This window comes from Aestuariibaculum suncheonense, assembly GCF_014596935.1.
GTDB classification, from domain to species: Bacteria; Bacteroidota; Bacteroidia; order Flavobacteriales; family Flavobacteriaceae; genus Aestuariibaculum; species Aestuariibaculum suncheonense.
Window position 1 is genome coordinate 181,195 of record NZ_JACVXC010000002.1, and the last position, 16,634, is coordinate 197,828.

General features: G+C 34.1%; 10 protein-coding genes. 3 read left to right on the top strand and 7 right to left on the bottom strand.

All coding sequences use genetic code 11. The features are described 5' to 3' along the window. Positions 1 to 120 precede the first annotated feature (120 nt). Entirely contained in the window at positions 121 to 1,755 is a 1,635-nt protein-coding gene (locus tag ICJ84_RS06530) for a RagB/SusD family nutrient uptake outer membrane protein (protein WP_188215576.1), read from the bottom strand. A gap of 26 nt (positions 1,756 to 1,781) precedes the next feature. Then, entirely contained in the window at positions 1,782 to 4,829 is a 3,048-nt protein-coding gene (locus tag ICJ84_RS06535; protein ID WP_188215577.1) for a SusC/RagA family TonB-linked outer membrane protein, read from the bottom strand. A 395-nt stretch (positions 4,830 to 5,224) separates the two neighbouring features. On the opposite strand from ICJ84_RS06535, the gene uxuA reads away from it, so the two are divergent. The 3 genes from uxuA to ICJ84_RS06550 are packed head-to-tail and all read left to right on the top strand — an operon-like array spanning position 5,225 to position 8,908. Continuing rightward, positions 5,225 to 6,409 (top strand): mannonate dehydratase, encoded by a 1,185-nt coding sequence (gene uxuA / locus ICJ84_RS06540; RefSeq protein ID WP_188215578.1) that lies wholly within the window; start codon positions 5,225 to 5,227, stop codon positions 6,407 to 6,409. Positions 6,410 to 6,418: 9 nt separating this feature from the next. Continuing rightward, positions 6,419 to 7,297 (top strand): inositol oxygenase family protein, encoded by an 879-nt coding sequence (locus ICJ84_RS06545; RefSeq protein ID WP_188215579.1) that lies wholly within the window; start codon positions 6,419 to 6,421, stop codon positions 7,295 to 7,297. A 36-nt stretch (positions 7,298 to 7,333) separates the two neighbouring features. Next, positions 7,334 to 8,908 carry a solute:sodium symporter family transporter gene (locus ICJ84_RS06550; protein WP_188215580.1) on the top strand — a complete coding sequence of 525 codons (1,575 nt, stop codon included), beginning with the start codon at positions 7,334 to 7,336 and terminating at the stop codon, positions 8,906 to 8,908. 219 nt (positions 8,909 to 9,127) lie between these two features. On the opposite strand, the gene ICJ84_RS06555 is transcribed toward ICJ84_RS06550, so the two are convergent. The 5 genes from ICJ84_RS06555 to ICJ84_RS06575 form a co-directional block, all read right to left on the bottom strand. Further along, positions 9,128 to 10,663: an alpha-N-arabinofuranosidase gene (locus ICJ84_RS06555; RefSeq protein WP_188215581.1), complete on the bottom strand. Its 1,536-nt coding sequence runs from the start codon at positions 10,661 to 10,663 to the stop codon at positions 9,128 to 9,130. 167 nt (positions 10,664 to 10,830) lie between these two features. Next, positions 10,831 to 12,075 (bottom strand): cellulase family glycosylhydrolase, encoded by a 1,245-nt coding sequence (locus ICJ84_RS06560; protein WP_241748713.1) that lies wholly within the window; start codon positions 12,073 to 12,075, stop codon positions 10,831 to 10,833. A 17-nt stretch (positions 12,076 to 12,092) separates the two neighbouring features. Further along, positions 12,093 to 13,766 carry an endo-1,4-beta-xylanase gene (locus ICJ84_RS06565; protein ID WP_188215582.1) on the bottom strand — a complete coding sequence of 558 codons (1,674 nt, stop codon included), beginning with the start codon at positions 13,764 to 13,766 and terminating at the stop codon, positions 12,093 to 12,095. Positions 13,767 to 13,794: 28 nt separating this feature from the next. Continuing rightward, positions 13,795 to 14,826 carry a DUF5627 domain-containing protein gene (locus ICJ84_RS06570; protein WP_188215583.1) on the bottom strand — a complete coding sequence of 344 codons (1,032 nt, stop codon included), beginning with the start codon at positions 14,824 to 14,826 and terminating at the stop codon, positions 13,795 to 13,797. Between the two features lie 48 nt (positions 14,827 to 14,874). Then, positions 14,875 to 16,629, bottom strand: coding sequence for a RagB/SusD family nutrient uptake outer membrane protein (locus ICJ84_RS06575; RefSeq protein WP_188215584.1), 1,755 nt, complete (start codon positions 16,627 to 16,629; stop codon positions 14,875 to 14,877). Positions 16,630 to 16,634: the final 5 nt, after the last annotated feature.

The following is a 16,634-nucleotide window of genomic DNA, read 5'->3' on the forward strand; positions in this document are numbered from 1 at the left end:
GGAAATTCGTAGTAGATATAGTGCTTTTACCTTCTATTACATACAATATATTTTAAAAATAGGCAGGCTATTCAATACCTGCCTATTTTCATTAACAACTAAAAAAACTAAACATTGATCCTACTGATAATTAGGATTTTGAGTAATACTTCCTCCTGTAACATCAATTTCTCCTTGAGGTATTGGTCTTAAAAGGTGTTTAGTGGTAAGCGCATTATTTAAAGCCGCATGAGGGTTATGCAATAATGTTCTTTCAACCAACTTACCAGTTCTCTTCAAATCCATCCATCTATTAACTTCTCCTGTTAATTCTCTAGCTCTCTCATCTAAAATAAAATCAATATTAACATCGGCTGCTAAAACAGGAACTAATAAACCTGCTCTTGAACGCAATGTCGTTAAACGAGCTGCAGCAGTAATTGCGTCATTCGAACCTAAATACGCTTCAGCAGCAATTAAATAAGCTTCACCACTTCTCATCATTACCATGTCTCTTACACCTTGCGAAGGAGTATCTGGCTGGGCATAAGGAGCGTCTGTATCATCAAATTTTGTGAACATTGGATAATGTACTGCAGTAACCCCATCACTTTGGAAATAGGTTCCTGGGTTAATTACCTTATATGGCTTAGAGCTAATCTCTGTCTGTGACCATACTACTTTAGGAAAGTAGATAGCCGTATCACCTGCAACAACATTAACAGTGCTTCCGTTTACTGTTGCTGTATAATCTTCGTCTGCATAAATAACTCGAGTAAAAGTAGATTCCGCTCTTTCATCATTCTCAGCAAAAAGTGAATAATAAAAAGGTGTAGGCATTGGCCCTAATTGCTGAACTGTTTTTAACATTCCCGGGTAATCGTAAAAACTGAATTTGTATTTCATATGCCTTGAGTTACCCCACCCTCTGCTTACAGGATTTGTTCCAAACAAATAAGAGAATATTACTTCAGAGTTCCTCTGATTATCAATACTCACTAACTGCGAAAAAGATGATACTAATGCATGGTTCGAAATAACAGCGTCAGCTAAAGAGGCAGCTTCAGTAAAATCTTGTTGCGCACCAAAAGACTTATAACCTCTTGTTAAAAGTACTTTAGATAACAAATGTCTAACCGCATCCTTAGACACTCGGCCATACTTTGATGGACTTTGTGGAACGGCCGTTAGAGCATCTTGTAAATCGGAAACAATTTGTTGGTAAACTGCTTCCTCTGTATCACGAGTATAGTTCGTCTCTGCGGTAGTAACCTGATTAAGTACTAGGGGTACACCTCCGTAATTTTCAACTAATTTAAAATAAGCCCAAGCTCTAAAAAACTTAGCCTCCCCAACACCTAGTACTTTTTCTGCATCTGTAACTCCAAGAATAACATCTGCATTATCTATCGCTGTGTTGGCTGCCGATATAATACTGTATTGGTTGCTCCAATAAACACTAATTGGCCAATTGAATGAGTTTAAGTTTACGTAGTCATTAAGGTCATCTGTTCCTTGAACAGCTCCTCCACGAGTAATAATATCTGTTCCTAAATCTTCAAGAAGATAATACATATCAGGAGTATAACGTGTAGTCGTTTCCCTAGACCTTTCATATACTGTAGCAACTAACTGAGTAAAAGTTTGAGGGTCTGAACTCGCAGTCTCGATAGAAATCGAAGAGTTATTCTCCTCTTCTAAATAGCTATCACAACTAGTAAACAATGAGCCTGCTGCAAGTAATCCTATTGTTATTTTATGATTAAAATATTTCATATTTTCTATTTTTTATTTTCTAACAATTAAAAGTTTAAACTAATACCTGCCATATAAGTACGAGATAAATAAGAAGCTCCCCATGAGTTTCTACCCGCACTCTCTGGATCCCAACCATCATATTTTGTAAATATGAATGGATTTTGAACCGTTGTGTAAATTCTTAATCCTTCAATTTTTAACTTATCTAGTAATGAAGAAGGCAGACTGTAACCTAATGTTACAAAACCTACTTTTGTAAATGACACATCTTTATATTTCATGGTGTGTTGGTATTGCCCTCCATTGCCTGGTTGATACCATTCATTAGTTGCATTTTCAGGTGTCCAATATCCAATTTTATAACCATTGAACAGTCTTGATGGATCACCATCATAAGGGAACGATAAGTTGTTATGGAAATTACTACTTACTGTATTACCTTGACTAGTACTGATGAAGAATGTGAAATCGAAATTTTTATAATTCATGGTACTCGTGACACCTCCTGTCCATTTTGGAGCAGCTTGACCAATAACTTTTCTATCTGCGTCTGGTGTTATTTGTCCATCCCCATTTAAGTCCTTAACTCTTACTTGACCTGGTGTTTGTCCATAACCATCAGCTTCCGTAGCTTCATCTAATTGCCATACACCATCAAATACATAATCGTAAATAGCTCCAACAGGCTCTCCTACTCTATGGATGTAATTTGTACCAGAAATATTGTAATAGATGTCACTACCGTTTAATTCATCAATGGTATTTTTGTTTGATGCAAAGTTAAAATTGGTAGTCCATTTAAAACTGCCATTATCAACATTCACAGTATTCAAAGCAACTTCAACACCTTTATTCGTTGAAGCTCCAATGTTATCATAAATTCCAGGGAAACCTGTAACATTTGGCAATGATTTATAAAAGATAATATCTGTGTTTTGTCTGTTGTAAACATCAATAGAACCATTTATTCTATTGTTTAAGAATCCATAATCTAAACCAACATTCACCTCACTAGTTTTTTCCCACTTTAAATCAGGATTTGTTAAGTTTGTTATGTATAAAGTTGACATTGGTGTGTCTCCCCAATTTGTAGCACTACTTCCTAAAAACGATTGCGATTGCAATGGGCCTAATCCTCCACCTTGACCATTGTTACCCGTCTTACCATAACTTAAACGAATCTTAGCGTTAGAAATGAAATCTTGGGATTTCATAAAATCTTCATCAATTACTTTCCAGGCAAAGGCTGCAGATGGAAAAAATGCCCATTTATTTCCTTTAGCCAAAATAGAAGCTCCATCATATCTACCTGTAAACGTAAACAAGTATTTATTCATCAATGCATAATTTACTCTAGCTGTGTAAGATTCTAACTGTTGTTTAGAAAAAGAACTGTTTACTTCTCTAATATCTAAACCTGCTCCTAGGTTATAGAATTTAAACTCATCTGTTGTAAAGTTTCTAACTTGATTATAGTAGCCCTCTGAACGTTCCATAAATCTTGAAATCACACCCGTAAATTCCAAATTATGGACATCTTTAGTAAATTTATAGTTGATGATATTATCCCATGAATATGAGAAATAATTAAAATTATTTACCTGTGCTCTTCTGTTTGATGGATTCCCAGTTACACTCTTAGAATACAACCCTCGGTATTCACCATATCTTGTATATTTTAAATTAGGAGAAAACTTAGTAGTTAACATCAAACCTTTTGCTGGTTGAATTTGCAATGCTATATCACCAATATATTGAAGAAACTTAGTTTCTTTAAACTCATTGTCAGCTTCAAACAGTGGATTTGTTATTTGAGTTTCTTTATCTGTAGGAAAGAACCTTAGAGTACCATCATCATTATAAGGTCTTCCTATTGGTTTAAGCCTGTAGGCACTTCTAAAACCTTCCCAACTTCCTGTGTTTTGGATAGCGTGAGTCACATAATTATTAACACTTAAGTTTAACCAATCTGTAAGATCGCTACTAACACTACCTCTTATGTTAAATCTCGTATAATCTTCACCCTCTAAAGTTCCATTATCTTCGGTATAGGCCATACCAGTTGAATACTTAGTATTATCATTACCTCCACTTAAATTAAGTGAATGATTAGTTTGAAATCCCTTTACCAACATTAAATCTACCCAATCGGTACTTACACCATCAGCTACATTTTGTAACTCTTGTCCATCTAAATAATCAGATAACACCACATCATCTCTTCTGTAATTTAAATTTCCAGAAGCAAATTGATTACCAACAACAACATCCTTTAAATACTCAACATATCCAGAACCATCTTGTATTGAAGGTAAATTATAAGCTTCTTTGAAACCAACATAATTAGAGTAATTTACTCTAAGTTTTCCCTTTTTACCTCTTTTTGTTTCAACTATTACAACACCATTACTACCTCTAGAACCATAAATAGCTGTAGCAGAAGCATCTTTAAGAACATCCATACGCTCTATATCTGCTGGGTTCAAAAAGGAAATATCGTCCACAAAAATACCATCAACTATGAACAATGGGTTTTGCCCTGGTGTAAAACCACCTTGATCTGCAGTTTGATTATTGTTAATTGTACTAGCGCCACGAATACGAATATTAAATCCACCCGAACCCGGCTTATTATCTGTACGTTGTATAACAACACCAGCAGCCTGGCCTTGTAAAGCAGAAACAGCATCTACTTTATTGGTTTGCTCTAATTGTTTTGCATCCATAGAAGCTACCGATCCTGTTAGGTCACTCCTTTTAGTAGTTCCGTAACCAACAACCACTACCTCGTCTAGTTTTGCTAAATCTTCTTGCATAACAACATCCAATGTTCCCCCTCCTTTGTAAGCTACTTCTAAAGTTTGGTAACCTACATAAGAGAACACAAGGACATCTCCAACATTTGCATTAATGGAATAATTACCATCAAAATCAGTGGAACCTCCGCTTCGTGTTCCCTTTATAATAATGTTAGCTCCTGGTATAGGAACCTCATTAGGATCCTTAACAACACCCGAAACGGTATCTTGAGCCCATGAAATTGATGAAAAACATAGCAAAATTGCTATTACTAATAATCTAAGTTTTTTCATATTAATTAGTTTGGTTAATATTATTATTTCAGAATTTATCTGACTAATTCTTGGTAAAATTAGCAGGGTTGTAGTTTTAACAAATGGATATTTTATTCAAAAACATGGAGAACTAAATATTTCCCTTCCATACCAATCACAAGCCAAACTCCTAAAAGACAGTAAATAACCACAAAATCTTATTGAATATTTCATCCATGTATTTGAATTATTAGTCCATTAAAACCTATTTATCTATATATAATTTTGAAAGACTGCGCTTGAACTAAATAATTTTAGACATGAGTAAAATAAGGCATTAAGTAGCTATTAAAAACTATTATTAAAGTTGCATACTCTATCAACAAAAGGGAAAGTATTGCTTTAAGTTTTAATGGCCAATAATAAATATTAATATGGAACAAACATGGCGTTGGTACGGCCCTCAAGACCCGGTATCTTTATCAGATATAAAACAAGCTGGAGCAACAGGAATTGTTTCTGCTCTGCATCATATCCCAAATGGCGAAGTTTGGACGATTAATGAAATAAATAATCGAAAAAAACTCATTGAAAATGCAGCGTTAATATGGAGTGTTGTAGAAAGTATTCCTGTACATGAAGACATAAAAACACGTTCAGGAAATTTCCTGAAGTATATAGACAATTACAAAACCAGTATCGAAAATTTAGCAAGTTGCGGAATTCATATTGTATGCTACAATTTTATGCCAATTTTAGACTGGACAAGAACAGATTTGGGATTCATTTTAAAAGATGGTTCTAAAGCACTTCGCTTTGAGTTTACTGCTTTTGCCGCTTTTGAACTATTCTTATTAAAGCGACCTGAGGCTCACAAACATTATAGTAAAAATCAAGTAAATAAAGCTCAACTTTATTTTAATTCACTTACTAATACCGAAAAAGAAAATCTAACAAAAAACATTATAGCTGGTTTACCTGGCGCTGAAGGAGGATATACATTAGAACAGTTTAAAGAAACCTTAAAAAGCTACAAAAACATAGATTCTAAAAAACTAAAATCTAATTTGGTTTCTTTTTTAAAAGACATTATTCCCGTTGCAGAAAAGAACAACGTGCTCATGTGTATTCATCCCGATGATCCACCTTATTCTATTTTAGGACTACCTCGAATTGTAAGTACAGAAAAAGATTTGGACTTTATTTTTAATCAAGTTCCCAGCCGAAACAATGGCTTAACATTTTGCACTGGATCACTAGGTGTTATTGAACAAAATCATCTAATAAAAATGGTAAAAAGATTCGCTAATAGAATCCACTTCATACACTTACGAAGCACCGAACGTGATAAAGAAGGAAATTTTCATGAAGCCAATCATTTAGAGGGTGATGTAAATATGTTTTCTGTGATAAAAGAAATTATTTTGGAAGAAAGAAGACGATTTAAAAGCAATTATTCTGATGCTATTATACCAATGCGTCCAGACCATGGACACCAAATGCTTGACGATTTAAACAAAAAAACAAATCCAGGATACTCTGCTATTGGAAGATTGAGAGGTCTGGCCGAACTAAGAGAATTAGAGCTTGGGATTAAAAAATCATTAAACCTAGATTAATACATTAATATGGAAAATTCAACTAACAAAAACAAGACAAACCCAATGCAGAATATAGATGATTGGGAAGATAATTTAATGGAACGCTATCCTGATCCTGAACTTCCTAAAAAGGAAAAAAGTGAATTTAGAAACTATGTAGATTCAGAAAGACAAGACACCGTTAGGGAGTTTTACAGATTAAATCACCAATTCCAAACTTATGATTTTGTTTGTAAAAAAGAAGATGAATTCCTTCAATTTAACAGAAAAGAAATGTCTCTTTGGGATGCCGTAGATTTCCTGAATACCTTGGTCGATGACAGTGATCCAGATATTGACTTAGACCAATTACAACATCTCTTACAAACATCGGAGGCCATTCGAGCAGATGGTCATCCCGATTGGTTCGTACTTACCGGATTTCTTCATGATGTTGGCAAGGTTTTATGCCTATTCGATGAGCCACAATGGGCTGTTGTGGGAGACACTTTTCCTGTAGGATGCAAGTTTTCCGATAAAATTGTTTATCCTGATTTTTTTGAGGCCAATCCGGATTCATCAAACGAAAAATACAATACAAAGTATGGTATTTATCAACCTAACTGTGGGTTAGAGCATGTGAAAATGAGTTGGGGACACGATGAATACCTATATCAAATTATGAAGGATTACTTGCCAGAACCTGCTCTTTACATTATCCGCTATCATTCATTTTATGCGCAGCATCGCGAAAATGCTTATGCCCATTTAATGAATAAAAAAGATATTGAAATGTTTGAATGGGTGAAAACATTCAACCCTTACGATTTATATACCAAAGCACCTATTAAACCAGATGTAAAGAAATTAAAACCTTATTATGAGGAATTAGTTAAAAAATACCTTCCAGAAATAATCAAATTTTAATTACACTTTACAACAAACTAACTAAACTCCCTTATTATGTTTTACACTTACCTGGGCTTTTTTGGCTTCACCCTATTCGTGATTTTTTATACTACATACAAGTTAAGAAAACAAAAATTAACAACCGCGAAAGGGTATTTTTTAGCAGGTAAAAGTTTAACAGGTCCTATAATAGCAGGATCCATGATTCTCACCAACATATCAACAGAACATTTGATAGGCATGAATGGAAACTCCTATAAAAACGGCATCATAGTCATAGCCTGGGAAGTTACCTCTGCTATAGCTTTGGTAATTGCCGCTATTTATTTTATTCCAAAGTTTATCAAAATGGGACTATCAACTATTCCTGAGTTTTTAGAAAAAAGGTTTGATGGTTCTATTCGATCAATAGTCGCATTTTTATTGATGTCTTCCTTTGTAATAACCCTGTTACCAATAGTTTTATATTCTGGTGCCATTAATATTGAAAGTGTTTTTGATTTTTCAAATATGTTTCAAATCCCTAAAGAAACCTCGTTAATCTATACCGTTTTAGTTATAGGGATAATAGGGTCTTTATATGCCATATTTGGTGGATTGAAAGCTGTCGCATATTCAGACTCCTTAAATGGAATAGGACTGTTATTGGGAGGGATGTTAATTCCGTTAATTGCCCTATATCAAATTGGGGATGGACATATTTTCAATGGAATTAGTAAAGTATATCATTTCGCTCCAGAAAAATTTGATATTATTGGAAAACCTGATTCTACCCTCCCATTCTCAGTATTATTCACAGGGTTAATGATTAATCAGTTATATTTTTGGGGAATGAATCAGGCTATTATCCAAAGAGCTTTCGGTGCCAAAAACTTAGTGGAGGCTCAAAAAGGTCTTATATACACAGGTGTATTAAAATTATTTGTACCAGCTATTATTGTATTACCGGGTTTAATCTGCTACTACTATTTTCAGGATGAGTATTATGACAAGCCAGATTTAATTTATCCACTTCTAGTAAAAAAGGTTTTACCCTCATATCTTTATGGCTTTTTTGCAGCAGTTATTTTAGGAGCGGTATTGAGCACCTTTAATAGTGTACTAAACTCTGCTAGTACAATTTTTTGTCTTGACATTTACAAAAAGTTGATCAATAAAAATGCAAATGACCAGAAGTTAGTTCAGTACGGGAAGCTATCGTCTGTTATTTTAGCTCTTATTGCTATCACTGTAGCTCCACTTGTAGCCTATGCTCCAGAAGGATTATATCAATTATTACAACAATTAAACGGCATCTTTTTTATTCCCATTTCCTCAATAATTATTGCCGGGATATTTTTTAAAAAAATAAATACATTAGCCGCTAAAGTTGGTCTTTTCTTTGGATTTATATTTTACATTTTAACCACATTCATACTAAAAATTGACATTCATTTTGTCCACCTGTGGGGTATTGAGTTTGTATTAAATTTCATAATTATGTTTACAATCTCTATTTTATATTCTTCAGAAGAAAATAAAAACATTCAGGAGCAAGAAATAAAGGAAGAAGAATCATGGGAATATGTAAAAGTATCAGGAGCAATGCTTATTCTTTTAACAATCCTCATTTACATTCTTCTTTCATAAATTAAAATTCTCTTCTTTAAAAAATTAAATGATGGAGTTTATTTTTTTAAAGAAGAGATTAATGGAGGTTTTCCAAACCTAGTTTAAAATTAGACACTTGTTGTTATAAGAAATTTAATTAAACAAACTAAACTACTTACACTATTAACCTTTGAATTAAAGGAAATGATTAATCCTTATCGAATTTGATAAAACCACTTTAATCACCTATATATTTAATTATTTTTCTTGTAGTTGGATTAAAACTACCGAATGTGCTGGTATTTCTAGTTTTAAAATTCCTTTTTTAATATTACCTACTGAAAATTCAGAAGTCGTTACCTTTTCATTTTTTCCAAAATCATTATAGTCGGTAATTTCCTCACCGGTAACTATTTTACTTCCTAGAAGTTTGGAATTTGCTCCAAAGACACAATCTATTTCTAGTGCCTTATTTGGATTTGCATTTGTTATTGTTATGCTAGTTATTCCCTCTTTTTCTGACGCTGATGCTGTTAAAGCAGGGATGGATTTATCTTTATAAATATAACCTTCGGTTTCAAGGCTAATTGGAACAAGATTAGCATCTTGATGTACGTTATACATTTTAAACACATGATAGGTTGGCGTTTTAACCATTTCAGATTCTTTAGTTAGAATAACAGACTGTAAAACATTAACAATCTGTGCAATGTTTGCCATACTTATACGATCTGCATAATTATTGAAAATATTAAGATTAATACCTGCTACCAAAGCATCTCTAACAGTATTCTGCTGTTGCAGAAACCCTTCCTTGGTTCCTGGTAATTTATCGTACCATGTCCCCCATTCATCAACTATAAGTTTAATATCGCCTCTAGGATCATATTTATCCATAACGGTGAGGTGTTCTTTGATGATATCCTCAATCTTCATAGTATTAAAGATTGTTGAAAACCACATCTCTTCACCAAAATCAATTGATGAACCTTTACTCCCCTCCCAATCATTGGTAGGAAGTGTATAATAATGCATCGACATACCTTGAGCAAGGTGATTTTTACCATCTAAACCTTTTAGTATTGTTTCTGTCCATTGGGTATCATCACCAGATGGTCCACATATGACCTTTTGAAAATCTTCTCCTTTTATATAGGCCGAATAGTTTCTGTACAGATTAGCATAATAATCTGGTGCCATTTCTCCTCCGCAGCCCCAATTTTCATTTCCTATACCCCAAAACTTAACATTCCAAGGTTTATCTCTTCCATTCTTTTTTCGCAAATCTGTCATTGGGCTTTTATTACTAGAAGTAACATATTCTACCCACTCAACAGCTTCCTTTACAGTACCTGTACCCACATTTATACTTAAATAAGGTTCAATACCTACTAATTCGCAAAAATCTAAAAATTCATGTGTTCCAAAACTATTATCTTCTGTTACACCTCCCCAAAACACGTTTACAATAGAGGGTCTATTCTCCTTTGGGCCAATACCATCTTTCCAATGATAAGTATCTGCAAAACACCCTCCCGGCCATCGCAATACCGGAACTTTTAATTCTTTAATAGCTTCTACAACATCTTTTCTATAGCCTTTAATATTCGGGATTTCTGAATCCTCTCCTACATAAATCCCCTCATAAATACAAGTGCCCAAATGCTCTGAAAAATGACCATAAATTTCCTTACTAATCTTTATTTTGGTAGTATCTGACTTTAATTTTAAAACATTTTGGCCAAAAACATTCATTGAAAATAAAAGGCCAATAATTATAATTTTTGTTTTCATTTAATTATTTTAATAATTAATACGTTTTTATCATTTTTTAGTATGCAGAAGCTATATACAATGCTAAAAAAATAATTTACAACAAGATTAAAAAAGGATAGGAATTTAATAAGAATATATCACATATAGAAAGGTATTTTCTATATGTGATATATTAATTTGTTATTTTAATTTTCGCATATTTTAAATGCTCTTGCATATTCCTTAAACCAAGTAAATACTGGGAAGGCACATGCTTCAGGGTCGCTATCATATGCTATTCCGCCATTAAGCGCTCCTTTATCTATTAAGTTTTCAGGTGCTAATAAATTCCAACTCACATTTCCTGACTCATCGGCTAAAGCTTTAAAATTTACTCCAAAGCCCCAGCCACCGGCAACTCCAGTGACTCCTCCTTTACCCCAAACAGCATATTGCTCAGGTCCCCAGTCAATTTCAGTAATCGCTATCGGAGCCATGTCTGCAACTGGTTTAATGTTTTCATTCCAATTTGCTTTAAAAATTTCCGGGTTGTTGTTATCCCGCCCCCAATACCCTGGATAAATATGAACAGCGTAACCTATATTGTTACCTTCTATAGGATTATTAACATATCCTTTATAATGTGATTGATAACCAGAGCCGGGAACCCAAATGATATTATTTGATCCGTTTTCTCGAATTAAATTAACCATGGGTTGAAAGAACAACTTTAATGCATCAAAATGAGCTTGTGTATTGCTTCCGAATTCTCCATTAGTTCCCTTTATGGTAATTGGCTCATTAGCCAATTCAAACATGACATTATCAACATTTTTCAAATCAGAATGCAAGGATAAATAATCCCAAATTTTGATTAAATATTCATAATACGCATCTCCAACCGCTAAATCTCTAGGACAAACACCCGGAGGTCTTAAAATCACATACATTCCCCTTGATTTGGCATGTTTTATGAGAGGTACAATTACGTTATCGATAGCTGTTTTAAAACGTTCATAATTAAACTGTGAGATATCGTGTTCTCCTTCCGTAGAAACCCCAATATTATTGGTCCAATACGGATCTATATGAAGCCGGATATAATTAAGATACCAACCTTCATCTGTATTGGTGAGTTTATTTATAACTCCTTTATTATATGCCAAACAAGCATCAACATCATAGTTATTCCATCTCCACTCACCAACGGCTCCTCCATTAAACCATGGACTTGGAGTTATAGCGACTCCATGCAATAACACATTATTATTGCATGGGTCTTTTAAATAACGTCCATCAACGGTTAACTTTGGTGTTGATAGCGGTCTAACAATAACCTCATCAACTATTTCTTCTTCCGGTTTTGGTTCTTGGATTGTAACTTTCTCTGCTTCATCATTGGAGCAGTTAAACATCATAATAAAAAATGCAAACAGATATAATTTATTCATCAAATTCCTTTAATAAATTATAATTGTTCCAAGCCATCTGCAAATCCGGTGTATGCCGGCTTACGAGTATAATCTAAAGTCCATAAACCTTGATGTTCTCCTGGTAACCAACTCGCATTTTCAGGGCTATCAATTAAACCCCAAACGGTAATACCATAACGTTGATTAACCGGAATATACTGCTCATACATTTCTACAACATATTTATACATATCTGCCTGTTGCTGCAGTATTTCTTCGGTAGGTTCTTCTACAAACACTCTTACATCTAACTCAGATACTTTTATCAACTTACCAGTCTCTGCCAATAGTTGAAACATGGTAGCTATATTTTCTTTATTAGAATTAATACTAATGTGCATTTGAGTACCAATTCCATCTACCTGTTGTCCCTGAGATTCTATGTACTTAACGTATTCTATGATTCCTTTACATTTATCAATACTATATTCTAAATTATAGTCATTTATAAACAGTTTATCATCTGGATTCCCATATTGTCTGGCTAATTTAAAAGCTTCAACAGCATAATCTTTACCTAAATAGTCTTGCCAATAAAATTCATCGGATGCCAGATTTGTTTTGCCTACCCCTGTTTTTAATTCATAAGGATTACCATCATCCATGGGTTCATTGACCACATCCCATGCTTTCACATACGGTGCACAGTTGGTTACCATTTGAGATATCCAATCTTCAAGAGCTGCTCCAATTATTTCCTGTTTTTTCTCAGGTGTTTTATCTTCTAATTGTACACTTCCAGTCTCATTATATTTTGTTAATCTTATATTATCAAAATAATAGGTCGTTGCAGTCAACCCTAAATTAAAAGCAATAGCACCGCAAGTAGCCTGTGATTCAGAAACAACAATTTCCCTAGTATAAGTTGACCATGTTGGGGTTGAAGGAATTTGCCCAAAAAAATCCCAATGTTTGTAAGCTCCAGGTGTAACATGTGCTTGTGTAGAATAAGTTGCATTAACATCTGAACGCACATCCATGGTTAATGTGTATTTTTCACCGACCTGTACTACTGGTGAAAATTTTAAGAAAAACTGAGCATTCCAATCATTGGCGCGAACTTCAGCATTTGTTACTTTTAAAGCTCTACCTGAACCATTTGCCCCTTCTCCATCTGCCGTAAACGAAACTGTTACAGCTGCGTTAGCCTCATAATTTGATGTGTTATCTGATTCAAAATCAGCGGCTGTTATAGTATCCCAACCTGGACCTGTTGATGACAAAGTATCCGGGGCTATTAATTTATTTAAATAAGTTGCTTTTTGGTTTGCATGCCAAGCTAATGTATGGCCAAAAACAGAAACTTCAGATTCTGAAGCACTGGTTAGAAATTCATTTACATTATCTAAATTTAAACTTCCATCTGATTGAACAACAGCCCCGTGCTTCATTGCATAACCAGCCGTTAATTCATCAAAATTTCTATTTGATAATCGGTAAATTACATTTCTATTTATATAATCTGATAAAGAAATACCTGCACCTAATTTAAAATTAGGGTTAGTTTCTCTATTTACATAATCCTTTAAATCTAAATAACTATTTAATAGTTCTTGATTGGCTATGCTTTCCGGTTTTTCAACTTCAAATTCCAGCCTATCTGTATCGGCACAAGAAAAGGCAATACATGCGCTTATGGTGCATAACCCTATTTTAAATATGTTTTTCATAATATCTTAAATTTAGTTTGGTCTCGAATTACTGAGCAACTGGCGAAAATGTTTCAAGATTAACACCTCTATTTCTCATCACCAACGTATCAGAAGTTGTAACATGCATTTCACTTAAATCTATTTCATAGTTTAAATAAAGAGCATCACGATCTTTATTACCCCAACTATTCTTTTCTCCATCTTTAATAAACTTACCGTTTCCAGAAGCCGTGAAATCAGTTGATTCTGTAGAAACTGAACAGTTACCTTCCTCATCAAAAGTTAAGATTAGATCGCAATAAACATTAACCCCTTGGGCATCTTTAAATACTACTTGAAAATCACACTTCGATAGCGATTTGGTATTTACACCGAAAACCTCATCGTATTCAACATACTGCTCATGTCTTACAATAGTTTGGTCTAAGGCTGTATTTCCATTTTTACCAACAATAATATCCTCACCTCTTCTTAAATAAAATCCGTGCCACGGGTTGACATAGTTAACGGCATAAAACACAAAGTCTTTAGGTTGAACACTCCAGTCTTCACTAACACCTCTTCTCGGATTAGAAACCAAAGCTTCTCCTGATAAAATAGAATCTGCATTTACAACACTATTCATACGAATAGGGATTACATACTTCTTTTGAATAGCCAATGGATCTTGAAAAAAAGCTTCAGTAAACTGAACTTCAACCCCTCCTACAATCTCTCCCTTAGGAATAATCATTTTGTTTGAAGCCAATGTGTAATAATTTTCAGGCATTGGTTCAATTAAAGTACCCCCTTGTTCAAATAAAAGTCCTGAAACTAAAGTATTATCTACCGAAAAATCTATTGAAACTTCTTTACTATTATCATAAACACCTCCCAAAGTAGCCAATATCCTACTTTTGTATTCATTATCAAGAGTCGTATCAAAAACATCCTCTCCTAAGGTTAATGTTCTTACCGGATACTGATAAGCAAAATACACGGATTGATATTCAAAATTATCGAATTCCCACTCTTGATTTTCACAAGACGTTAGAGAAACAAATAGAATCATGAACATGATGTATATATTATTCTTCATATTTTTTTAGTTTAAATTAAAATTTTAAATGACTTAACAATCAACATTCTACCAACCCTGGTTTTGTTTTAAAGCATTAAACTTTAAAATTTCACTATACGGAATAGGGCCATAATTCATATAATCGCTATAAACTCGATTTTCAACATTTATAGTTTCATATGTTCCTGATTCTATTTTAACCCCTTTTGCGGTTTCGTTTAAATTAGATTTCCATCTGCGTAAGTCCCAAAAACGATAGCCTTCAAAGCACAACTCTAAACGACGTTCGTTTCTAATTAATTCTCGCATTAATGCCTTATCATTTTTAACGGATTCCAGATAGACATCAGAATCCATCTCTGGATGAGAAATCCCTGCTCTCTTTCTTATTGCTGCTATAACATCATAGGCAGAGAAACCGAAAGAACCTGTTCCAGTTGGCCCCCAAGCTTCATTAGCTGCTTCGGCATAATTTAGATATAATTCGGTATATCTCATTCTTGGTTTGTAATGTCTTTGAGACGTTTGAGAAGTTGGATTTAAGTTAACATCTTGTCTCAGTAACTTCTTTAAATAATACCCAGTACGTGTTGAAGTTTCAACTTTGTTTAACCCATCATTGGTATTACCATCGGCAGCGGTGTTAATTTGTGTATTGTTTACTCCCGCGGCATCTCCATTTACCAAAATATAAAGTTTCAAACGAGGATCTCTATTTTGATAAGGGTTCGACGCATCATATCCACTTCCTGGATGTGATATTGGATACCCATTTGCCATTGGAAAGGCATCAACCAAATTTTGTGTAGGGTTTATACGACCACGACCGTAAATAGTAGGAGGGAAATTATCGGCCTCTAAATTGTTACTATCGCCTATATCTGTTCTCCAAATAATTTCAGCAGGATTATTTCCAGATCCTAAATCATTCATCTCAGCAACATTGGTATACCATGTTAATCCGTTAGAGGCTAAACCAGACACCCCTCCATTTAAAACCAATACATTTCCTGCATACATTGCCGCATCTTCCCATGTCGTTGTATTTGCACTACTATAGGCTGGACTTGCCGCTAACAAAGCCGCCTGTGCCTTTACAACTTGAGCTATTCTGGCTGTCATACGTTGTTTGGCGTAAAACCCAAAAACTCTATTGTAATCATCTAAAGTATAATCCTCATATCCTGACGGTAAAGAAGTTGCTTCTTCAAAATCCAATGGTAATAATTGTACCGCATTATCCACATCGTTATACAGCTGTTGCATACATTGCTCGAAAGTATTTCTAGGGATATTAAAATCTGAACTTGCTCCCTCTGATTCTAAAACTAATGGTACTCCCAGCATTTGTCCGTCTACCGACACTCCTGAATGTGCCTGTAACAAATAATACATAAACAAAGCACGTAATCCATAAGCTTCTCCTTTTAATCGTTGTCTAAAAAGTTCACTGGCATTTTCATCTCTAGCCCAGGTAACCTTATCTACTTCTTCTAGAAAAATATTAAGGTATTGTATTGCTGATTTACAATTGGTCCATTGATCCATTGGATTAAAGATCGATGTCCATTCTCCTGTAGCTATTCTTAAATAGCCACTATTATCATCGTTTGTAACTGCATCATCGGTCGCTACATCATTAAAGGACCAATTGCTGTTTGGTAACCTGGTATAGCCATTTAACAGAATTCCTTGTGCAAATTCAGCTTCGGCATACATTTCTTCTAATCCTCTATTATTTTCTATAGCTGGTTCTATAAGGTCGTCGCAACTACTAAAAATAATTACTATTGATAAAAGAATTAATAATTTTTTGTTCATATCAC